This window comes from Lacrimispora sp., from assembly GCF_032078915.1.
Lineage (GTDB): Bacteria > Bacillota > Clostridia > Lachnospirales > Lachnospiraceae > Lacrimispora.
Genome location: NZ_DAMAUN010000091.1, coordinates 1 through 23269, shown reverse-complemented (window position 1 = coordinate 23269; position 23269 = coordinate 1). Strand labels below are relative to the sequence as shown.

General features: G+C 45.1%; 20 protein-coding genes and 2 riboswitches. Of the genes, 2 read left to right on the top strand and 18 right to left on the bottom strand.

Features of this window, described 5'->3' with window-relative positions:
- The 8 genes from RT269_RS24845 to RT269_RS24810 all read right to left on the bottom strand — a co-directional run.
- Positions 1–586 (bottom strand): carbohydrate ABC transporter permease (locus RT269_RS24845; protein ID WP_313186670.1); only part of this gene is annotated, 586 nt, incomplete at its 3' end.
- Between the two features lie 86 nt (positions 587–672).
- The gene (locus tag RT269_RS24840) at positions 673–2064 is read right to left on the bottom strand and encodes an ABC transporter substrate-binding protein (RefSeq protein WP_313186669.1); all 1392 of its coding nucleotides are present in this window, start codon (positions 2062–2064) and stop codon (positions 673–675) included.
- Between the two features lie 183 nt (positions 2065–2247).
- Positions 2248–2886 (bottom strand): SGNH/GDSL hydrolase family protein, encoded by a 639-nt coding sequence (locus RT269_RS24835; RefSeq protein ID WP_313186667.1) that lies wholly within the window; start codon positions 2884–2886, stop codon positions 2248–2250.
- Between the two features lie 12 nt (positions 2887–2898).
- Positions 2899–4635, bottom strand: coding sequence for a cache domain-containing sensor histidine kinase (locus RT269_RS24830; RefSeq protein WP_313186666.1), 1737 nt, complete (start codon positions 4633–4635; stop codon positions 2899–2901).
- Complete coding sequence (locus tag RT269_RS24825; protein WP_313186664.1) at positions 4632–5402, bottom strand: response regulator transcription factor; 771 nt, start codon at positions 5400–5402, stop codon at positions 4632–4634. The genes RT269_RS24830 and RT269_RS24825 overlap by 4 nt, the downstream gene beginning before the upstream one ends.
- A 161-nt stretch (positions 5403–5563) precedes the next feature.
- The gene (locus tag RT269_RS24820) at positions 5564–6412 is read right to left on the bottom strand and encodes a sugar phosphate isomerase/epimerase family protein (RefSeq protein WP_313186663.1); all 849 of its coding nucleotides are present in this window, start codon (positions 6410–6412) and stop codon (positions 5564–5566) included.
- 76 nt (positions 6413–6488) lie between these two features.
- Positions 6489–7643: a Gfo/Idh/MocA family protein gene (locus RT269_RS24815; protein ID WP_313186661.1), complete on the bottom strand. Its 1155-nt coding sequence runs from the start codon at positions 7641–7643 to the stop codon at positions 6489–6491.
- 3 nt (positions 7644–7646) lie between these two features.
- Entirely contained in the window at positions 7647–8666 is a 1020-nt protein-coding gene (locus RT269_RS24810; protein ID WP_313186660.1) for a Gfo/Idh/MocA family protein, read from the bottom strand.
- Positions 8667–8788: 122 nt separating this feature from the next.
- Between RT269_RS24810 and RT269_RS24805 the strand changes: the two genes are divergently transcribed.
- Positions 8789–9634 carry an AraC family transcriptional regulator gene (locus tag RT269_RS24805; RefSeq protein WP_313186659.1) on the top strand — a complete coding sequence of 282 codons (846 nt, stop codon included), beginning with the start codon at positions 8789–8791 and terminating at the stop codon, positions 9632–9634.
- A 2-nt stretch (positions 9635–9636) separates the two neighbouring features.
- Here the strand turns inward: RT269_RS24805 and RT269_RS24800 are convergent, their stop codons facing one another.
- The 10 genes from RT269_RS24800 to metK all read right to left on the bottom strand — a co-directional run bounded on the left by RT269_RS24800 (position 9637) and on the right by metK (position 22325).
- The gene (locus RT269_RS24800; protein WP_313186658.1) at positions 9637–10395 is read right to left on the bottom strand and encodes a DUF6062 family protein; all 759 of its coding nucleotides are present in this window, start codon (positions 10393–10395) and stop codon (positions 9637–9639) included.
- A gap of 2 nt (positions 10396–10397) precedes the next feature.
- Positions 10398–11087, bottom strand: coding sequence for a response regulator transcription factor (locus RT269_RS24795; RefSeq protein ID WP_025230235.1), 690 nt, complete (start codon positions 11085–11087; stop codon positions 10398–10400).
- The gene (locus RT269_RS24790; protein ID WP_313186656.1) at positions 11084–12598 is read right to left on the bottom strand and encodes a sensor histidine kinase; all 1515 of its coding nucleotides are present in this window, start codon (positions 12596–12598) and stop codon (positions 11084–11086) included. Before RT269_RS24790 ends, RT269_RS24795 begins: the two co-directional genes overlap by 4 nt.
- 260 nt (positions 12599–12858) lie before the next feature.
- Positions 12859–14133: a zinc-binding dehydrogenase gene (locus tag RT269_RS24785; RefSeq protein ID WP_313186655.1), complete on the bottom strand. Its 1275-nt coding sequence runs from the start codon at positions 14131–14133 to the stop codon at positions 12859–12861.
- Between the two features lie 17 nt (positions 14134–14150).
- The gene (pfkB, locus tag RT269_RS24780; protein ID WP_313186653.1) at positions 14151–15098 is read right to left on the bottom strand and encodes a 1-phosphofructokinase; all 948 of its coding nucleotides are present in this window, start codon (positions 15096–15098) and stop codon (positions 14151–14153) included.
- On the bottom strand, positions 15095–15565 hold the full coding sequence (locus RT269_RS24775) for a PTS sugar transporter subunit IIA (protein WP_313186652.1): 471 nt from the start codon (positions 15563–15565) through the stop codon (positions 15095–15097). The genes pfkB and RT269_RS24775 overlap by 4 nt, the downstream gene beginning before the upstream one ends.
- A 163-nt stretch (positions 15566–15728) precedes the next feature.
- Entirely contained in the window at positions 15729–17834 is a 2106-nt protein-coding gene (locus RT269_RS24770; RefSeq protein WP_313186651.1) for a BglG family transcription antiterminator, read from the bottom strand.
- Complete coding sequence (locus RT269_RS24765; RefSeq protein WP_313186649.1) at positions 17821–19167, bottom strand: protein-N(pi)-phosphohistidine--sugar phosphotransferase; 1347 nt, start codon at positions 19165–19167, stop codon at positions 17821–17823. The genes RT269_RS24770 and RT269_RS24765 overlap by 14 nt, the downstream gene beginning before the upstream one ends.
- Positions 19168–19418: 251 nt before the next feature.
- Positions 19419–20813, bottom strand: coding sequence for a PTS mannitol transporter subunit IICB (locus RT269_RS24760; RefSeq protein ID WP_313186648.1), 1395 nt, complete (start codon positions 20811–20813; stop codon positions 19419–19421).
- 324 nt (positions 20814–21137) lie between these two features.
- Positions 21138–22325: a methionine adenosyltransferase gene (gene metK, locus RT269_RS24755; RefSeq protein WP_313186647.1), complete on the bottom strand. Its 1188-nt coding sequence runs from the start codon at positions 22323–22325 to the stop codon at positions 21138–21140.
- Between the two features lie 89 nt (positions 22326–22414).
- Positions 22415–22543: riboswitch (SAM riboswitch) on the bottom strand.
- Between the two features lie 213 nt (positions 22544–22756).
- Positions 22757–22849: riboswitch (glycine riboswitch) on the top strand.
- A 105-nt stretch (positions 22850–22954) separates the two neighbouring features.
- On the opposite strand from metK, the gene RT269_RS24750 reads away from it, so the two are divergent.
- Positions 22955–23269: alanine:cation symporter family protein (locus RT269_RS24750; RefSeq protein WP_313186646.1), on the top strand; the 315-nt coding region annotated here is incomplete at its 3' end.

Here is a 23269-nt window from a genome sequence, read left to right as displayed (position 1 = left end):
CTCCGTCGATGAGAGCCGCTTCATACAAATCCTCAGGGACCTGTTTCAGTGCGGCTAGAAACAGAACCATTGAGGATCCGAATTGCCAAACGCTTAGTAAGCTTAAGGTGAATAATGAATAATTCGGACTTGAGAGCCACGGAACAGAAGTCATACCCAATCCATTCAGCATGCGGTTTACTAATCCGCCATCCATAAATAAAAAGCGCCAGAGAATTGAAATTGCAACACTGCCGCCAAAAATAGACGGAATATAATATACGGTCCGATAAAAATTGATTCCTTTAAGCTTCTGGTTTAAAATAACAGCCACAATCAAAGCGGTAATTATTTTCATCGGTAATGACAGAAATACATATTTTAAGGTATTGCCCAGGGAAGTGTAAAACAGCAAATCACTGGAAAACATAGTAATGTAGTTTTTGAACCCTACAAAAGTTGGAGTACCGGTAATGTTGTACTCTGTAAAAGAATAGTACAAAGACGCCCCCAACGGATAAAGCTGGAAAATGAGAAAGCCCAATATCCACGGAGAGATATAAAGGTAGCCCATATTGCCTCGTTTCGTGTATTTTACTTTATTCATATTATACCAAACCTCACATCAATTTTTAAAAAAATGAACCCAGCCGGGACGTTGCCTAGGCCGGGTTCATGGCTTCTAAATTCTTGTTATCTAACCGTATCCATTTTCGCCTGCACATCGGCGAGGAATCTATCGGCTGCCTGCTCTGGGGTGAGCTGGCCGTAAACAACCTGTTCACAGATATCTTTAGCGATGTCGCCTACTTCACTGTTGAACTCAATCAAAGGTACGGGAGCGGCAGGCGCTGTTTCTGCCCAATCCAGCATTTGAGTGATTTCTTCGGAAATGGCGCCGGCATCAACAAGCGCTTTAAAAGCCTGGAAGTTATTCGGGACGGAACGTTGGGTTCCCATCAGCAGAGAGGCATCGGGATCACTCATCAGCCAATTTGCAAAGTGGGTAGCCACCTCAACATTCTTAGAGCGGGCGCTTACGCCCAGCCCCATACCGGCAACAAGCCGGATGTCCTGATTATCTCCATTTTTAGCAAAAGGAGGTTTGCCAACAGCAAACTGCCCTTCAGGCAGAGATGCTTTGTATTTTCCTACGGTTGCCGTCCAGTCTACTGTAAAACCAATTTCTCCGTTGATCCATTTGGGGTTCTGTTCCATCTGGCCGGTGAAAAGACTTGCTTCCCCAAGGGGCTGCGCGGTACCGCTTACAAAGAGCTGCTGCAGAATATCAAAGGCATTGGTCAGTTCTTCTTTCGAAGCAATGATCTTGCCGTTTTCATCCGCCCAGTAATGCCCATATCTGGAATATACATAAGCATTCAGTATAAAAGGACAGATTCCACCGGTTGTAGTACCGGATTCAATAGCCAAAAGGTGGTCGCCTGGATTCTCTTTATTAATCTTTCCGCCAGCCTCAATCATGTCTTCCCAGGTCCACACAGTATCCACAGGAATACTATGCTTATCAAAGAATGCTTTGTTGATCATAACGCCAAATCCGCTGCTGTTCATCGGAAGGCCAATCACTTTTCCATTTACCGTCATGTAATCGTCAATGGCGGACTTCTGGAACTGGGAAAGGTTTACAAACGGGGTATTAGCCATGTCAACGAATAAGTTTTCCTGGCCTTTCCATTCAGGGTTCCAGTAATAGTCGAGCTGCATCAGATCAGGTTCGGTGCCGCCCGCAAACTGGGTCATTAGCTTTTGCTGATAGCCATCGTATCCCTGATATTCCCCTTCAATGGTGACATTTGGATACAGCTTCATGTACAGGTCCATAGCCTTTAAAGTTGCTTCATGCCGTGCATCAGATCCCCACCATGCAAATCGAAGGGTTACATTTCCTGCATCAGCAGGAGAAAACTCTCCACTGTCAGCTGGTTCCGATTCCGGCAGGGTGCTTTGCGCGGTACTGCTCTCATTCGGCTGTGAGGTTGATGTGGGTGCCTGGTTTGAACAGCCGGCTAAGGCGCCCATGACCAGCGCAGAAACCAATGCCATACTTGCAATTCTTTTCTTCATGCCTTTCTCCTCCAAATAGCTTTCTGATATTACCATAAGACTTTGTTTCTATAAACTATTTTAGACTGAATTGTGCAATATGAATAGATAGCGCGGCTGCTGTTTCTTATCCCGGTTAATCCAAATAAAATATGTATCATGCATTTCTTGTCATATGCTATCTTTATTTGATATGTCCGCAGCTTACAATACACCAACCATTTGAAGCCACTTAACTGCAAGATACGCATGTCCTGTATTAGTAGGGTGTACCCCATCTTCTGAAAGCTGGAAAGGAGAATATCCATCCTTCATCGCCTCATCAAACAGTTGTCCGGAAGGAAGATAAAAGTCAGCCATTTCTTTTGCAAGACCCTTTACGATTTCAATCTTAGGGGTGAGATCTTCCCAATAAGTTGTTTTTGCCGGGTCTGTGGGTAAAAGAAACGGTTCAATCACCATGATGGGGGATTGAGGGAAATCCAAACGGATACGCCCCAGTAAATCCCGGTATTGTTTCTCAAACTCAGCTTCTGTGACGATAAGCCCACGATCATATCTTCGCCAGGTGTCATTGATCCCTACAAGGACTGAAACAAAGTCCGGTTTTACCGGGCATACATCTTCATGATAACGATCCAGGAGATCCGACAGCCTATTTCCTCCAATGCCCCTGTTATAAAACTGTACGCCGCTGTTTGGGTATAATGCGGTGTAAATGTCCGCAATCTTTTTAGCATAACCTTGTCCCATATGAAGGGGATTTTCCCTATCCCGTGATGCATCGGTAATGCTGTCCCCATAAAAAAGTACTGTGGCACCCTGTTTAAAATATTCTTTCATCTCTCTTCTCCTTTAGAAAAATTGTTCATTTATCGGAATAAAAAATTCGATACGTGTTTCATGTCCAGGGACACTGGAAATTTTTAATGCAGAGGGCTCCCCATATGTTAAAATCAGCCGCTTATTTAAATTATATAAACCAATTCCCTCTGCCGGTGAATCTTCCTGGAGCAGCCATTCGCGGATTTGTACCAGTCTCGTCTCCTGGAATCCCATACCGTTATCCGTAACAGAAAAGTGTACCATATGCTGGTCTTCCGTGATCTTTATCTCTATTTCTCCTGAATCCACTTGCTTAAATCCATGGGATATGCTGTTTTCTACCAAAGGTTGAAGCAAAAACTTAATGCATTTGATTTCATGCGTGTCAACATTCACGTTCCATTTCACATGAAAAGCATGATCAAACCGCATTTGTTGAATCTTAAGATATTTTTCAGTGTTTTCAACTTCGTCTTCCAGTACAATATATCTGTCGGGATTAACCAGGGTATAGTATAATACGCTGGTCAGCAAATCAATCATTCGGCTGGCCTCGTTGGGCTGGCCGGTCAGCTTTACTGTTTTCCAAAAGATGTTTTTCAGCGTATTAAATAAGAAGTGCGGATTAAGCTGTGACTGCAGAAATGAAAAATGCATGGCCTCCAGGCGGTATTTCTTCTCCACTAATTGCCTGTCCAGAGCAGATTTTTCCAGAAATCCCCTGACAATGCTTTGGGTGATGTACCCATAAACACCTGCAGAAGGCTTTATTTCAGGCAGTTCTTTTCCTTTTTCTGCTGCCTCTACTAGTTGAAGAATTGCGCTTATGTCCTTTGTATTTCTTCGGGTGACCAGAAAGGAGATTGTGCCTCCAAGTAGAAGTGCTGCAACAATCGCTGCAATAACCAGCCTAAGTATATCCTGAGATTGCTGATACAAGGAAGCCCGCGGCACAAGCGATAAATACGTTACGCCATAGGCACTGTTATCTTCTCTGGCAATATAATATAAGCGATCAAGTCCGGCAGTATCCACATGGTCATGCACAGAAAAAAGTCCGGAATGTCCCGCCATACTAAGGATTTCACCGGAACTGTTTATAAGCAATATGGTTTGCTCTGGGTAAGACAGATAATCACTGTAAAATGCATTCAAATATTCCAGTTGTATATTTAAGACCAATACTCCAATTGGTTTTGTTTTATCTGACGCATAGAGGCGTTTGTATATACTTAGGACATCAGTCGAATAAGAAGTCATTGCGTAGGAACTGATGTTTCGAAGCTCCAGCCACTGCTTATATTCTGAAGGCATGGATTGTGCTTGTTCCAGCCACTCTGTATCACGGAAATTAGAAGCATTCGCCAAGCCCACAAAAGAGGCAAAAAAGTTGCTGTGGGTATTATTTAAATAAATATAGAGCGAATGGATATACGTTTTTGAATTCACATTGGAATCCACAAACGTTTTAATCATATATGAGATATCCATATGCTCTTTGTCGGAATACCCATTTTCCAATAATGATTCCAGCTGTAACATGACATGGGGCGTAATACTGTAATTAAGACTCTGGGCATCGGCTTCACTAAATATCAGCTCCGTACTTTCTCTGATCCGGCTTACTGTCTGGGTATTGATATCGGTGATTGATTTTTGCGTGCTGGTATTAATGATATAGATTGCAATCCATCCCAGCAATACAATAACCAAAATAACCGGCAGCGTTACGAGAAGAAAATTTCTTATAAAAAACTGCCGTTTCATAATGAATCCTCCTCATCACCGGGAAGAATACGTCCCATTTTTTCAAAACGATATTCTCGTGGTGAAATGCCATAGTGCTTTTTGAAAGAACGAGTGAAATTGACCGGATTGGCATATCCGGACATGGTACTTATTTCATAGATTTTATACTGCAGATCAGTTAATAATTCAGAAGCTAGCTGCATCTTATAAGCAGTGACATAATCAGAAAAGTTCATGTCTGTTCTCTGTTTAAAGTAGCGGCTAACATAAGAAGCGCTTAAATATACTCTGCTTGCCGCTTCCTCCAGATTAGCACTTGCCGGATTTTGTATCACATATTCCTTAATTTCGGTTATTACCTTGTCTTCATAATTATCATTGGTAACTGCGGCTGAATTACGTTCATCCAATTGCTCCTTTAAGCGGCTGAATATCTGTATCAGCTCTTCGTATTCTGTTGTTTTCAGCACGTAATCGGTACATTTGTATTTCAGCGCCTGACGCGCATATTCAAATTCACTATGGGCGCTGAACAAAATAACCAGTGGCTGCGGATCCAACGTCATTGTGGACAGCTCCCTTGCAAGGTCAATCCCCGTCATACCAGGCATAATGATATCGCTTACGATCATATCAACAGGATTTGATTTTATAAACTCTAGCGCTGCCTTTGCCCCTGTAAATTGGCCCGCAACAAAAAAGCCCAAATTTGCCCACGGAAAGAATTGTGCAAAACCTGTGCTGATTTCTTTTTCATCATCTATAATAATTATCTGATAAGCCATGCCACACCTTCCTTATATTCCACGATATCAATACGGACAGTTCGATGCTCTGCAAATAGAAGTAACCTGGAAAAGATTATTGCGACTCATCATTTCTATGTACTGGTCCAGGGCGTGTCTAACGTTTCGTTTCTAGACACGCCCTGGTTGAATATATTTGCTTAGATTTTTTCCAATATCTTTTTAAGAGATTCGTATGCTAAAGTAAATGCTTCTTCTCCGCTCATCTTTTTCTTCTGGGAAGCATTCTGCTCCAGGGCATCAAATCCTGCAAAATCGCTTAAATGAGGCTCTAAAGATAAAAATCCCTGATATCCTCCAGCTTTTAAAGTCTTTAAGATTTCTTCCACATGTCCGTCTCCCATGCCTGCCGGAACCACACTGGCATCAGACCACAGGGCATCCTTTACATGGATATAGGCGATGTAGGACTTTAACATCTCATAAGCTTCCAGAGTATTCTGTTTGCACTGAACAAAATTTGCAAAGTCAAAGACTGCCTTAAAATGATCCCCATAGAATTCCTTCATAATTTCCAGACAGCGGTCTGCAACATCTCCGTAGATATCCTTTTCATTCTCATGAAGAAGAATGGCCTGGCTGGCCTTAGCGTAATCTACAAATTGTCCCAACTGATCCATGACCTTCCCCCGGTAAGGAGCATAGCTTTCATTCTCAGGCATGAAGAAGCTGAACATACGGATGTATGGGACATCCATCAAATGAGTGATTTCCACCGTATGCTTGTAAAGCTCCATATGAGGGGCAAAATCATCGGTGATCTTTATCTTTCCAATGGGAGAACCAACAGAAGATAAACGGATGCCTGCCTCATCAAGCTGCTTTTTGATTTCTTTTGCTTCATTGATAGAATACTCAACCAGGCCCTTGCCGTTCACACCCCGCATTTCCACATGATGAATATCCAGCTTATTTAATACTTCTATCTGTTTTCCTAAGTCCATATCGATTTCATCTGCAAAACCAGATAATAGAATTCCATCCCACATAATCGTTTCTCCTTTTTTAATTTCATCATTATTGCCCATGTCCTTTGGGCATAAAGGGATACCCGAAGGGTGTTTCTTAATAGCTTCCTTCTGTATCAAACACCACGCCGGACCCTTCTTTTTTCCTGGATTCCCTGCGGCGCTTATTAAGCTCTTCTAAGAATAAATCTTCATCAAAGGGAATCTCCACTTCCCGTTTTAACCAGCTGGATAAATGCATGGCATTCGATAAGGTCAGACCATTAATTCCTTCCAAACCTTCTGCCACAAGGGGTGTACCATGAAGAATCCTGCCTGCAAATGCTTTTAAAACTCCAACATGCTGTTCATTCTCTCCGTCCGTTTCAACCTCTGTCACCGTGCATTCCGGAGTATCAAATCCGCCCTTTGCCGTTTTGCAGAAGGTACGCTCGTTTTCAGACAGCTTATGAAGCATCAGCTTGCCATTTTCACAGACCAGTTTCCCCATCTCCAAAGTGATCTCAAACCGGTTTGTCCCAGGAGCATCTGCGGTTGTGGTAACAAAAACTCCCGTAGCCCCGTTTGGGTACTCCAAGTAAGCCGTTACATCATCTTCCACTTCAATATCATGCCATTTCCCGTTATGGCAGAATGCCTGCACTTTACTTGGCATTCCACAGATCCACTGGATTAAATCCATGTTGTGAGGACACTGATTTAACAGTACGCCGCCGCCTTCTCCATCCCAGGTAGCTCTCCAGCTTCCTGAGTCATAATAGGACTGGGTGCGGTACCAATCTGTTACGATCCAGTTGACCCGCTTGATGGCTCCCAGTTCGCCGCTTGTTACAAGTTCATGCATTTTCCGGTAAATGCAGTTGGTCCTCTGGTTGAACATCATACCAAAGACCCGGTCGCACCTTTTAGCCGCATCGTTCATTTCCCGTACCTGCTTTGTGTAAACTCCAGCGGGTTTTTCACACATGACATGAAGCCCATGGTTCATAGCATCTATAGTCAGTTCGGGATGCTGGTAATGAGGAACTGCAATTAAGACTCCATCACATACGCCTGCTGCAATTAAATCCGTTCCTTCCTCAAAAATAACTACCGACTCCGACAGATTCTCCTTTGCCCAGGCCCTTCTGCCTTCCTGACGGTCCGCCACTGCAGTCACTTCCATCTCCGGGACCTTTCCCTCCAGAATGTTCTTTAAGTGGCCGCTGCCCATGTTTCCAATTCCAATAATACCAAGTCTTACCTTATCCATGTCCTATCTCCCCTCATTTCTTGCTGAATCATAAATATCCATCATGGTGTAAAATGTATTCTGAACCGAGGTAAGGTCATTGAAATAGGCCTTCCCGGTTTCTAAACAATCATAAAAATCTTTGATACAGGCTTCGTGTCCGCTGCCCCAATAGGACTTTCCCAGCAGAGAAGACTTTTTCGCCTGCCATACCACGGGCTCCTCCTGACCTTCCGTCTGATACCAAACAGAGTTTCCTTCCAGGCGGACAAATCCCTTTTCACAGGCAAGTTCTAAGAAAACCGGTGCATCCATAGCATAAGCCGTAGTGGCATAAAAGCTGGCGCTTACCGGATCCGTTCCTTCTGAAAATGTCATATAGGCTTCCAGGGTGTCCTCTACCTCTACGATCCCTTTCAGATGGTGATTACTCATGGACGCTTCTGTTCTCACTGGTTTTCCAAGCCAGGAAAGAAGCAGATCCAGGGCATGAATGGACTGGTTGATCAACGCCCCTCCGCCCTCTGTCTCAAGTTTTCCTCTCCAGCCGCTCTCTGTATAATAGGGAGCATCCCTGTGCCAGGTAACAAAGGCCCTTCCGCCTTTTATCTTCCCGAGGATTCCTTGTGCCAAAAGCTCATTAACCTTTCTTGTTGTTTCATTATACCGGTTCTGAAAACAGATACCTAACCTGCCCGTGCTCCGGCCGGAAACTTTCAAAAGCTCATCGAATTGCTCTCTGCTTATAGCCGGCGGCTTCTCCATGAATACATGAAGCCCTTTCTTTAAAGCCTTTGCTGTCATGGGCACATGGCAGTAGTGGGGAGTGCAGATATGTACCACGTCAAGCGCTTCCTTCTCAAGCATATCCTCCATAGAATCATAAACCTTAGCCGTTCCATCCGTAAAACGGACCGAATATTCCTCCGCCCGTTCCAATCGGATATCCGTAAAAGCACAGAGTCTGGCCTGTTTTATTTCATTCAGCACCATGGCGTGAACTCCCCCGATGTTTCCGCAGCCGATTATCCCAACCCGAACCATGATTACCTCCTCTTTTCTTTTTCCTCTTTCTATGATAGATTTATTATATACTGTTTTTAACGCAATTTGTTTGCGTATATTGACTAGAAGTATGCATATATTGTCTATTTCAGGAGGAAGCCATGAAAAATGAGAGCCTTTATCATTACAGTGAATTTTCTGAGCCTTTCAGCTGTGATTTTACCACCAGCCAGATTGCCGGAAATGTGGATTTTCACATGCACAACAGCCATGAAATTTATCTGCTCATGGACGGCCATATTCAGTATTTTGTGGAAAATGCGTGCTATGATATGAACCCGGGAAACTTAATTCTGTTTTCCAACCGGGAGATCCATAAGGCCATCAACACCACAAGCGAAGCCTTTACCCGCCTTGTCATTCACGTAAATCCTGCCTTTATCCGCCCTTATTGTACTCCTGACACCAACCTGTTAGAATGTTTCCACCGGGAACCAGCCACAGGCAACCTGGTCCTGCTTTCAAAAGAAGAGTACGGGCGCCTGGTTTCCATGGCTCAGTGTCTTCATGAAGCAAAAAAAAATCGCTGCACCTACGGCAGCGACTTAACGGCAATGACTACATTGATCCAAATCCTTATTCTTATTAACAGTGCCTGGCAAAAGACAAGTCCTTTAAGGACCGCACCGAAACCCCACAGGGCCCAGGCAATCATGAGTTATATTGATAAAAATTTAACTACGCCCATGACCCTGGATTCCATCTCCCAGGCTCTTTCCCTTGATAAATATTATATCAGTCATTTGTTTAAATCCGAGACAGAAAGCAGCATCTTTCAGTATATCGTGGTGAAACGGGTGGCTCTGGCAAAGGAGCTGCTTTCCCAGGGACATACGGTTTTAGAAGCCTGCCATTTATCAGGTTTTCACGATTACTCCAACTTTATCCGCACGTTCCGCCAGACCACAGGCTATACGCCCGGACAGTTTAAGCGCCTTAGCCGGTAAGTTTACCGCTGTTTATAAGCAGGATCTGCCGGGTATCCGCCACGCAGCTTTTGCATCCCACGCTGGACGGCATCCTTTGACTGCTTCCAATCCGCATCCTTGTTTAAATAATCAAATTTCTCAATGAACCAGTCGACATCCCCGGATACCCGCTCCATATTTTGCTCCATAATGTGAAAAATGACAGGATAAAATTCCTTACGCTCCTTGTCACTTAAATATTTATCTGCTCCACTGCAAAGGTCAGCAAAGTGGTGGAGGCAGAACCCCCTGCTTTTCTCAAGTTTTTCCCGAAAAACAGAATCCTTTTTATAAAGGTGGAAAAAGGTTGCCACATAGCGCTCATAGCTTTCAGAAAACCGGTCACATATATAGCAGGTCTTCTCTTTCCCTTCAATCCAGGCGCTGACGGAATTGCCATTTCCAGTCTTACCTGTAAAGCGGTCTTTTAAGGAGGTTTTTCCGGGAGTAAACTCCTTAAATTCCTCCTTCATTTCCTTTATCAGTTTCTTATAATAGGTTTTTAAGATCCAGCCGTTTCCTAAAGCATTGCCGTAATCAAACATTTTCTTTTGATGGACACGGCAAAATCCCGAACGGTCTGTAGCTTCTCTTGTATCGCTTTCCATATAGGACGCACAGGAACCTAATGCAAAATCCATAAGCTCCTGCTCCGCTTTTCTCTCGAGAAAGCAGAACAGGCACTCGTCATCTGCATCCATGGCGTCATTTAGCGGTATCTCGTATAATTTTTCTTTCATTTTTATACCTTAAACCGGTAACCGACTCCCCAGATGGTCTCGATGTACTGGGGCTTAGCCGTATTAAATTCGATTTTTTCTCTGATCTTTTTGATGTGGACGGTAACTGTAGCGATATCACCGATGGATTCCATATCCCATATTTTATTGAATAATTCTTCTTTCGTAAATACATGGTTTGGATTTTGGGCAAGGAAGGTTAATAAGTCAAATTCCTTTGTGGTAAAATTCTTTTCCTCTCCATTGATCCATACCCGCCTGGCTGTCTTATCAACTTTAAGGCCTCGGATCTCAACGATCTCATTGTCCGGCACTCCGCTTCCAATCAGCCTCTCATAACGGGCCAGATGGGCCTTTACACGGGCGACCATCTCACTTGGGCTGAAGGGTTTTGTGATGTAATCATCGGCTCCCAGCCCTAAGCCACGGATTTTATCAATATCCTCTTTTTTAGCGGAAACCATGATGATCGGGGTGTTTTTCACTTCCCTGACCTTCCTGCATATTTCAAAGCCATCCACTCCCGGCAGCATTAAATCCAGGATCAACAGATCAAAGTCCTCATGAAGGGCCTTATGAAGTCCTGCTTCCCCGTTATTCTCAATCTCAACCTCAAATCCGCTAAGCTCCAGATAATCTTTCTCCAGCTCTGCAATGCTTTCTTCATCTTCTACTATCAGAATTCTGCTCATTCCTGTATGACCTCCTGGTATTTTCTCAAAACAAAATGTATCTCCGTTCCAATGCCTTCCTTGCTGGTAGCCCAGATCCGGCCTCCATGATCCTCAATGATCTTTTTAACAATGGACAAACCAATTCCGCTTCCGCCCTGAGAGGAATTCCTGGATGAATCAGTACGGTAAAACCGGTCAAAGATACTGGGCAGATCCTTTGCAGGAATACCTTTTCCGTTGTCCTCAATTTCCACCTGGATAAAGTCTCCCACATCCTTAATCCGGATGTTGATGATCCCGTTCCTCTTATCCATATATTTTACAGAATTGCTGACAATATTATTAATGACCCGGCGCAGCTGCTCTGCGTCTGCAATGACCATCACATCTTCATCCACATAATTAAAATATCCCAGCTCAATGCCGCGGTCTTCCATCTCAAGTCCCACTTCATCGACGCAGTCCCTGAAATAGCCGGCCACGTTGATCTTGGAAAAGGTATAAGGGATTTTATTGGTGTCAATTTTTGAATAAAAGGTCAGTTCATCAATCAGCTTATCCATGTCATTGGCCTTGTTGTAGATGGTGCGGATATAACGGTCCAGTTTTTCCGGGGAGGAAGCAACTCCATCCATGATTCCCTCCACATACCCCTTAATGGCAGTAATGGGAGTCTTTAGATCATGGGAAATATTGCTGATCAGCTCCTTGTTTTCCTTATCATACTCCACCTTTTCTTCTGCAGATTCCTTAAGGCGGATCCTCATCTCCTCAAAATCCTGGCAAAGCTGTCCGATCTCATCGTCATTCTCCACCTCAAGAGAGAAATCCAGATTTCCATCCCGTATATTCTTGGTGGCTGTTTGAAGCCGTCCCAGGGGACTTACCACAGACCGGTATACCCACATCATAAGGATCGCATCAGTAAACACGATAATCATTATGATGGCCGTCAGCATCTCTGCCATCATGACCTTGATCTCAGGAAGAAGGCCATTCACATTGGAAACAATGAATACGCTCCCCTTGTTCCCATCAGGATACATAAAATCCAACTGCTTTACCAGATGCTGTGTCTCCCCATCCAGATAAATGGCACCGTCAACATTACTGTCTATTTCCTCATATTTAGGAAGCTGGTCATAAAGGCCCTGGGTGATATGGCTGTTCCCGTCAAAAATCAGGGAATCTCCCTTTCGGACGATCATATAGGCATACTTTGTTGCCAGATTCTCATTGAGCTTTTCCAGATAAGCCGTATCCTGAAACTGCCCTGGGTCGCTTTGCAGGATCTGGCCGATTTCCCTTTGTTCCGACCGGGTCAGGCGGTTAAATAACTGCAGGGAATTGCTTGACAGAAGATCGATCTGCTCCGTTAAATCATAGGCTTTGCGGAACGCCTTCATCTGGTAATTGCCAAGCCCTGCCACCACTGCAAAGATCAGGATCAGGGGGATCACCGTTATGATCAAAAATGCTACAACAAGACGGGTTCTCAATCTTAATTTCACTATTCTCGTCTCTCCCATGCTCTGAAACTTTATTTCTAACGAAAAATTAATATTTCTTAGGGTATTATAACACACATGGACAAGAGAATTTATAAAACAATTCTAAAATTTACGGCATTATTGCATAATTTCCGAAATTTACCAGGAAACAAAGACATCCGGGCAATTAAAAAAGAAAAACTATACTCCTGGCATTTCCTCACAGCTGATTAAAAATGCTGTATCCTTCCAATAAATGGAAGAATACAGCATACATGATTTTATTCTTTATTTAAATTTTACAATTCCTTTGGATCTATTCCAAAATGATCAAATAGAATCTTTTCTGCTTCCCCATTCCATAATCCCTTGTGCGCCTTACAGGAATCGTTCAGTTTCTTAAACAGCGGATCGGTGCTGCCCAGCTCTTCAAAGTCTTCAATGGCCGTCAAAGGCATATCAAATTGTGTGTAGGTAAGCTTCTTTCCTCCAGGTATGGAAGGCAGATTCTTTGTCGCCTCTGCAATGCTGTCGATCCCACCCACATGGGTCACCATAACAGCCGCTTCGATCGCGCCTTCTGCCGAAAGCTTATTGGCCTCGATCAGATCATCCGTATTACCGCCGGTGGTTCCCATAATATGAGTGCTTGTATAATGGCAGTTATAAAGGTTGATTTCCGCCTTAAACTGGCTGTCTGAAGGACCGGCAAAGAAGTTCATGCAGCCGTCAAAGGCCAGAAGCTTATCTCCCATCTCTGCAACCTCTTTCACAGGAACATATACAAACACATCATCGTAGCCCTGGCCGCCTGTAATAGCCAATAAACCAGTAATGGGATCCTCCATCTTATCGGTATTTACATAAAGTAGTTCGATCCCTTTCTCCTTTGCGGATTCTTCTGAAATCACTTCCCTGGCACGGGCAATTCTCTCATCGCTGATATCCGTAACTACAATCCTTTTCGGCTTATTTTCAAACTGAAGGCCATAGCTGACCGCTCCCAGCCCCATAGGTCCGCAGCCTCCCATGATCAGGATACTTCCATCCACTTTGGTCCCCATGGCATGATCATAATTCCGTTTGTTGGTATGATAGTTGGCATGGAATCCGCCTATGATACAGCTCATTGGTTCCCCCAGGGATGCCTCAAAAAAACTATCTCCCGTGTAATCCAGCAGGCATCCCAGTTCCATGACCTCATTTGGCATGATACAGTATGTACAGGCGCCTCCGCAGAATTCATAAGAATATCCCGGCGAATCCAGTTTTCCCATGTAATTCAAAGCAGGCTGCAGCGAAAATTTTTGTCCCGGCCGAAACTGTTCCTGCCACTTCTTTCCCACTTCTACAATCAGCCCTGAGCATTCATGACCTACGATCACCGGATTGGTATCTATATTCTGGGGAGCTCTTTTATGCTTTTTCCCTTGTTTTACCAGTTTATAAGTAGACATGCAGATGCTGTCACTCATGATTTTTACAAGAATCTCATTTTCAGCAATCTGAGGAAGTTCAAACTCTTCTAACCTTAAGTCATCCGTGCCATACATTCTTACCGCTTTTGTTTTCATATTTCTATCCTCCAACCTTATTTATCAATTTGCTTCCGGATTTCCAGCAATTCTACCTGCTGCATCAGTTCATCTACCAGACGGCGCCCAGGCGGCTTGGTTCCTATACTGGTAACCGCACCTGCCGAGGCTCCCATGCATAATCGGATGCACGTTTCAAGGGGAAGCTTCTCATTCCAGGCGTAAGCCATGGCCCCTACCAGGGCATCTCCGGCTCCCACGGTAGAATGGGCTTTCACGCGAAGCCCGGGGCACCGGTACCGTTTATTCCCCGTTAAAAATAAAGCGCCCATCTGACCAAGGGAAATCGCTACCATACCGGTTCCTTGGTCCAGCAGCTTTTCTCCCATGGAAACCAGCTCCTGTTCCGATGCACGGTAATCCATCTGGTAATAACGCTCCAGCTCAGAACGGTTAGGCTTTAGCATATCCGGTGCTGCCTTCAATGACTCGGCAAACAGCGGGCCGTCTGCATCCAGCAGGACTTTTGCACCTTTCCGGTGAACCTCTTCCGTGATCCTCCGGTATATATCCGTTGGTATGCCTGACGGTATGCTTCCTGCCAGTACGAACAACTTATCAGGGGCTGCATAACCATTCAGCCTTTCCAGAAGATCCTCCAGCTGCTCTTTTGACACCTCCGGTCCGGGTTCATTTAGCTCTGTTACTTCTCCATTTTCCTCCACCACCTTCAGATTCGTTCTCGTCTCCCCTTTTACTTCCACGAAATCTGTCTGAATGCCCTGGTCAGCAAGCACATGTCTGATGATGGTGCCGCTGGTTCCTCCTAAAAACCCCATGGCAATGCTTTCTCCGCCTAATTCCTTAATGGTCTTGGAAACATTGATGCCTTTGCCTCCGGCATCTAACTCCACACGTTTTATTCTGTTTAAATCTCCCCGTTCAAACCGGTCAATATCTACGGTTTTATCAATGGCCGGATTCATCGTGACTGTAACGATCATTGCGGACACCTCTTTCCTGTAAACATGGTAAGGATTTCTTCTGCACTGCATCCGGTGATCCGTTCCACATCGGCCGGATCAGCCAGGCAGTCTGCGATGATTGAGAGTATTTCCAAATGCTCCTCTCCTGCCCCTGCGATCCCTATGACCAGTTTTACCATTTCTCCTCCCCAGTCTGTTCCCTCAGGGAATACCATAACTGCAATGCCGGAGCGCTTAACCGATTTTTTAGCTGCCTCTACGCCATGGGGAAGTGCAATTCCATTGCCGATATTTGTGGAAAACGTCAGTTCACGCTGAAGCATGGCTTCTATGTAGGATTCTTCTACACAGCCGCACTGATAAAGCAGCTGCCCTACCTCCCTTATTACCGCCTCCTTTTCCCCGGGTCTGCAATTCAAACGGATATTCCCAAGTTCCAGAAGCTCTGCACTCTTCTCTACATTCTTTTTCCCGTAGCCAAACACCTTTCTTGCCCTCCTGTGTTAACTTTCTAACTAAATTATAGGGGTGTCATCTCCTCCTTTTCAATGAAAACAAAATGGCATTTGGCGCCATTTAATAACGCCAAATCTGAAATCAACAAAAAAACCGGACCCTTTCGGGCCCGGCATTCACCTTGCGTTTATCTCATATCTTATCCAGATATTGTTTGAAATATTGGTTTAAATACTGGGAAACCAAGGCTCTGATCTCCTCTTTTCCCTCATGTCTCACCGCTTCCAAAAACTCTTCCTCCTCGATCAGCCGCTCGCTTAACACACCAAGAATATCGCTGTTTTCTACCTCATGATCATCCTTTGGCACCAGCATAATTAAGACAACACATACCCCCTTAAAATAATGGTCGCTGAATGGTTCTCCATCCTTTGTCTGGCACACCGAAAACACCGGCTTTACCACTCCTTCCGTCCTGGCATGAAGCAGGGCAAAGCTTAAGTCGGGAAATATCTGGCTGCACAGCCGTTCTCTCCTCATTAAATCCTCTTGAATGATGCTCTGCCGTTCCGGATAGGCAGCCAGCTTCTCGCTGACAGCAATCAGAAGTTCCTCAAAGGTGATCCCATTATTTACCCGCTGGTATTCCATGTGCCTAATGACATTTTTTATCTGAACGGCAATAAAATTCACCTGGTCTAATTGAATGGTGAACTCCTTGTTATCCTGTTTTTTAGGCATAAACTCACACCGGCGTACCTTTCCTGCGATCTGCTCCATATCCTCAGCAGGAAGCAGGGGGCTTACATACAGGATATCAGCCTCCTCTTTAATGGGTATGGTGGATACAAAGAAATCTGTCTTGCTCAGCACGTAAGGAGACAGATCCGTCATTCCATAGACCGATAACTCCACCCTGTCTGCAAAATCCCTGGCAACCTTGGAAGACATAAGCCGTGAGATTCCGATCCCGCTGGCGCAGACGATCCCTATATTCACCTTTCTCCGGCTTTCCTTCCTGCTTTCCATCCGAACCTCTGCCGCACCGAAATGAATGGCAAGAAACCCGATCTCTGATTCCGGCACTTCATATCCATACCGCCCTTCGATCACCTTGGCAACGGTTCTGCACCGTTCAAATATGACCGGATAATCCTGCTTAATCTGTTCCAGCAGAGGATTCTGGATCTTCATGCCATTGGTTAAGCGGACCAGAGTCGGTTTAAGATGGGCAATCAAGCCCTGGATCACAAATTCCTCATCCTGTTTTAGCAGATAGGCAATGCTGTCATCATAGCAGTCGATCATCTCATTGACCACATTCCACAGTTCTCTGGATTCCTCTATTTCACTTCTTGACTTCTCATCAATATTGAGCTGCTGGATTTTGGAGCCTTTGATATGCAGACAAATGTAGGCACACTCAATTTCCGGGATCTGAATCTGAAATTCAGCTTCCAGGGATTGGGTGATTCTCTTTGCCAGATCATAATCCTGATCATTTCTAAAACTATCTGACATGAGAGGGTTTTCCTCAATGATCTCCTGCCTACGGATCCGGTTCACAGCAATTGCCACATGGATCACCAATCCCAGGTAGGAATCCTGAGTCAGATTGAGTATGCGTTTATCCCGGATTCTTAAGATGCAGGCTGTCACCCTTTTTACAATATCGTCATCTAAGATCCGGTAAATATTACGCTCACTCTTATTCTGAATCACATTTAATACGGACTGGTTCCTGTCTTCATACATCTCCTGTATGATCTCCGTATGGATGTTTTCATCAATAAACACGCGCAGGGCACGGCGGAAATCCCGTTCGCTGCCCTCAATAAACACGCCATATCCAGGTTTTCTCTTTATCTCCAGATGATACTTGTGAAACCACTCTTTTACCACCTCAAGATCCGAACTGACGGTGGCCTCGCTGACTCCAAATAAATCACTGTAGTAATACAGCTTTTTTAAGGTCTTATCCTTGAGTATCTCCAGGGTCAGTCGCTTCTGGCGTTCGATCCGGTCAGAAACATCAAGAGCATCATCCTCTTCCAGTTCAGCCTTTAGGGCTTCCATCTGATCCTTATCTCCCTCCAGCCAGATCCCGGTTCCTGTTTTTGAGCAAAAGTTGAACCCGTATTTCTTTAACACTCTGGGAATATACTCCAGCTCCCTTTGAACCGTTCTTTTGCTGATATGGATCTGATCCGCAAGCTGCTTAACGGGAACGGGTCCGTCCTCATTAAGAAGAGCCAGGACGATCTGCTGCATCCTGGGTGTAAAATCATGAACTGCCATCTTCTCCACCTCCCATTAACCAGTTCAGGAGTTCCTTATAGCCAGACATATCCGTGAGATTATTGACTGTAAAGCATGGTTTATCAATTCCTGACAGGGAACGGGCAAAATCCTTTTGACATACAATCGCATCCGCGTCAGGCGGAATGCGGTCAGCCGATACATGAAACACTTCAATGCCTGTTAAGCCTTCTAACTTCAGCCTTTTCCTAAACAGCGCGCCGGCCATGGCACTGGAGCCCATGCCAACATCGCATACAAAATAGATTTTGGCATGTTCCACTTTCTTCATTGGCATCCCTTCATCTTTCTGTGGTATTTCTTCTTCAGCAACTATTTTTTGTTTCTTTCCAGACATAATCAGGCAGGACAGGAGGCAAGTCACTCCGGCAGATACAAATATCCCCGTAAGGATTCCAAGCCAATGCTTTTTGTCTGCCATAATCATGATCGTGATGATACTTCCGGGAGACGCCGGTCCCAGAAGTCCGCTTCCGGTGACCATAAAACAGTAATTTCCTGCAATGCTGCCTGCTATGGCAGCAGCTAATAATCGGATGTCTGACAGCACATAAGGAAAGTAAACCTCATGGATGCCGCCCAGGGACTGAATAATAAGGCTGGAAAGCATTTGCTTTCTCATATTCCGGTAAACCAGGGTATAGGCAAGGAGAATTCCAAATCCCGGACCCGGATTGGTCTCTAAGAGAAATAAGATGGAACTTCCCTGTGTTTTCATCTGTTCCAATCCCAGGGGGAGGAAAAAGCCGTGGTTGATCCAGTTATTAAAGAAAATGATTTTTAATGGTTCTACCACAAAGCTGATGAAGGGGATGACTCCCTTTGCGATCATTAGTGATAAACCGTTTCCCAGAAAGGTGAGCAGCCATGCGGCCACTGGTACAAGCATGTAATGGGTAAGTGCTCCTGCTAATAAACCAAGCCCTGATATATATAGGTTGCTAAAGAGCATCTCAAACCCGGCCGGAATCCGGTGCTTGATCCGGTCCAGACCCTTCCGGGATAAAAAGCCGGCGATGCTGCCTGCTATGGCAGACAAAATCATGGCAGAAGCGGGTTCTGTCATGACAACAGCAGAAGCGGCAAGGGTGCCGGCTAAACCGCCCACATCCCCGCCGCACATCGTGCCTGCTTTGTATCCCATAAATACCGGAATTACCAGAAAAGATAAAATATTGGACATTTCAGGCAGGTATCTATTCTGGAATATCACCGCCGATAAGACTGACAGCAGCCCCGCTGTCACAAACAAAGGTATGCACTCGGCAATTACTCTGCTGTAATACTTCAGTATTCTCCCCGCAAACTTCATTTATATAATTCCCCTTTTGAATCCGGATATATCAGTTATAAATATTGTACCGTGGGTCCGCAGTGCGGCTGGTAAAACCTGCGGTTTTACCAGCTCACGGGCATTCGCCCTATGAAATAAGGCAGATATAAAATTTCTTATGTGCAGGCACAACGAAATTTTATACCCGTCTTATCTCGCACTGCTCATTGCTTTCGTGTACATTATACCATGATTCACAATCGGATACTAGAAAGGCTGTCTGTTTTATCTTATAAATATGCTTGTTTATTTTTTAACGTCTCCACCAGTTCATCATATTCCGGTGCCGCCATAAAATTAGTGATTAAAATCAGTTCCGCCTCAGGACTACTGTGGGCGGCACGCTCCTTCAGTTCTTTATGAGTTACTACAATCTGGGCATCTTTTGGAATGGAAGATACGGGTGAATGAACTACCTCGATATCCCCAAATCCTGCTGCCGCCAGCTTTTTCTTCAATATGGTAGCGCCCATAGCGCTGGAGCCCATGCCTGCATCACAGGCAAACACAATTTTTTTAACGGAGCCCGCTGGAATAACTTTCTTTTCTGCGGTCTGATTTCCCTTAGACTCCTGCTTCATTTGTTTCACTTTTTCCGCTGACTCTTCCAAATCCCCGCCTTTTCCTGTAAACCGCAGCAAGGGAAGAGCGACCAGGAAGGAAACCACAGTTGCCACCGTAACACCTGCTAATACTCCAAAGTATCCGCCTCTTGGTGTCATTGCAAGAACTGCAAGGATACTTCCAGGAGATGCGGGTGATGTCAGTCCGACCCCAAGGAGCTGGAATACGAAGATCCCGCTGGCTCCGCCTGATACCACCGCCAGAAGTAAAAGGGGATTCATCAGTATGTATGGGAAATAAATCTCGTGGATTCCGCCTAAAAAGTGAATGATAATTGCGCCAGGCGCAGAGCTTTTTGCTGATCCTTTTCCTGCAAGACAGTAAGCCAGTAAAACACCAAGTCCAGGACCCGGATTCGCCTCAAGAAGAAAGAATATGGACTTCCCGATTTCCTCAACCTGCTGGATTCCAAGAGGAGAAAGGATTCCATGGTTGATGGCATTGTTTAAGAACAGAATCTTAGCCGGTTCAATAAAAATGCTTGCCAGAGGAAGCAGCTTGCGGTCCACAAAGAAGCCAACTCCTGATTCCATCACCCGGTTCATTACTTCAACAAAAGGAACAACTCCCTTTAAAGCGATAACCGTCAGGATAGCGCCGATGATGCCGAGGGAAAAGTTATTTACCAGCATCTCAAATCCAGCGGGGATCCTGCTCTCGATCTTGCGGTCAAACTGCTTAATTACCCAGGCGCTGATTGGTCCCACGATCATTGCACCGATAAACATAGGAACGCCGGAACCAACAATCACACCCATGGAAGCGATTGCGCCGATCACGCCGCCCCGCTGTCCGTAAACTACCGAACCGCCCGTATAAGCGATCAGAAGCGGCAGCAGCATGGAAGCCATAGGGGAGACCAGGGCGCCAAGTGCTTCATTGGGATACCAGCCGGTGGGAATAAACAATGCCGTAATCAGTCCCCATGCAATAAATGCACCGATGTTCGGCATTACCATACCGCTTAAAAAGCGGCCAAATACTTGTACCTTCTCTTTCATATTACATACCCTCACTTAATTATATAGTTTTTACTGCATGATCCGTGTCAGGTATGATTGGCCAATCAATTCCTTTCGATAGCCTTATTATAATCAATGTCAACTTCAGATTTCAACTGGAAGAAACAAGGATTTGGCGCTAGTTTTAGTGCCAAATCCTTAAAAACCGGAATCCCCTGTCCCATTGTCTCCTCAGATTCCCTGCAATCAGCAAAACACTGGCATTGTCCTGAGAATCAATCTGACTGTATAACCAATAAAAAAAGATGCCGCTGGGCAGCTGTGGATCAGCTGATTTTGCGGCATCTTTCTTATGCATGAAGATTATAAATATTTTTTTAAAAGTGAAACTTTATCAAGCTTCTCCCATGGCAGGTCTAAGTCATTTCTGCCAAAATGTCCGTAAGCTGCAGTCTGTCTGTAAATCGGACGGCGTAAATCCAGCATCTTGATGATTCCTGCCGGACGCAGGTCAAAGTTTTCCCTGATGATCTCCACAAGCTTTTCATTGCTTACCTTGCCGGTTCCGAACGTATCCACCATAACGGAAGTAGGATGTGCCACACCGATGGCATAGGAAAGCTGGATCTCACACTTGTCAGCCAGTCCTGCTGCTACGATGTTCTTTGCAACATAACGTGCCGCATAAGCAGCGGAACGGTCTACCTTGGTGCAGTCCTTGCCGGAGAATGCTCCGCCGCCGTGGCGTGCATAGCCGCCGTAGGTATCTACGATGATCTTACGGCCGGTCAAACCGCTGTCTCCGTGAGGTCCTCCGATTACAAAGCGTCCGGTTGGGTTAATAAAGAAATTGGTCTTCTCATCCACCAGCTCTGCAGGCAGAACTTCATCAAATACATACTTTTTAATATCCGTGTGAATCTGCTCCTGGCTTACGTTCTCATCATGCTGAGTGGATAAAACCACCGCATCCAAGCGGAGAGGATTGCCATTCTCATCATATTCCACGGTTACCTGGGTCTTTCCGTCGGGACGAAGATAAGTAAGGGTTCCATCCTTACGTACCTTTGTAAGCTGAAGGGCCAGCTTGTGTGCAAGGGCGATGGGGTATGGCATATACTCCTCGGTTTCATTGCTGGCAAAGCCAAACATCATACCCTGGTCTCCTGCTCCGATGGCGTCGATCTCTTCATCAGACATCTTGTGTTCTTTTGCTTCCAGGGCCCGGTCAACGCCTAAGGCAATGTCAGCGGACTGCTCGTCCAAAGCTACGATCACGCCGCAGGTATCGCAGTCAAAACCATATTTTGCACGGTCATAGCCGATTTCCCTAATGGTCTCCCGTACCACCTTCTGTATGTCTACGTAGGCATGGGTCGTTATTTCTCCCATAACCATAACAAGGCCTGTGGTACAGCAGCTTTCACAAGCCACACGGCTCATGGGATCCTGCTTTAACATCTCATCTAAAATCGCATCAGAGATCTGGTCACACATTTTATCCGGATGTCCTTCTGTAACGGACTCGGATGTAAATAATAATTTTTCCATGTTGTCATTTCCTCCTTGATATCACATGGGGGAATAACAAAAAGAAAAGTCCGCAGCAACGCGGACTTGATTCAACAATGTATCAAATCCTCTTATTGCTCGATTTCTCGCTCAGGTTGGCACCTTCCAACCGCTCATTTCTGGCCAATGCCATCATTTTCGGTAGGGGTTGCCGTGACTTCACAGATCCTTTGTATCTCCATCACTCTGAATAAGGGATATTACGTACTTTTCATTTGTTATTCAATTATAAACTGTTTCTAGTGCATGTATATTTTAACGTATTTAAAAACGGCTGTCAAGGGAATTCTATTCCATTAAACCCATGGATAAAGTTCTTGCAAAAATTTGATCAATAATGTATAATGACGCTATTCTTTAAATGTTCGCCATATGAAATCTGTGGAATGCGCCCAGCGCAGACCGTGGATGGATGGCACTCTGGAGACATCTGCAGCTATGCAGGGGCCGAAGGGGCAAGCGTTTAGGCGCGAAACTCTCAGGCAAAAGGACAGAGGCGATTTTTCCCCTTTCTTTTGGAATATCGCATGATCTCTGTTTTTTTGTGAGTGGGAGTATATCCCACTCTTTTTTTATCAAAAAATAGGAAGGAAGGGAAGTAGAAAACAATGCAAGCAGTTACTGAACTTTTCAACAAGCTGGACTCAGCAATTTGGGGGTTACCCATGATTGTACTGCTGTTTGGCACCCATTTATTTTTAACCGTGCGCACAGGATTTATCCAGCGTAAAACCTTTACAGCCATTAGGCTGTCTGTAACAAAAGACCCTGATTCACCAGGTGAGGTCAGCCAGTTTCAAGCGCTGACTACTGCTCTTGCCTCCACCATCGGTACCGGTAATATTGTTGGTGTGGGCACAGCCGTGTTCTTAGGAGGCCCGGGCGCTGTTCTCTGGTGCTGGCTGACCGGCGTATTCGGCATT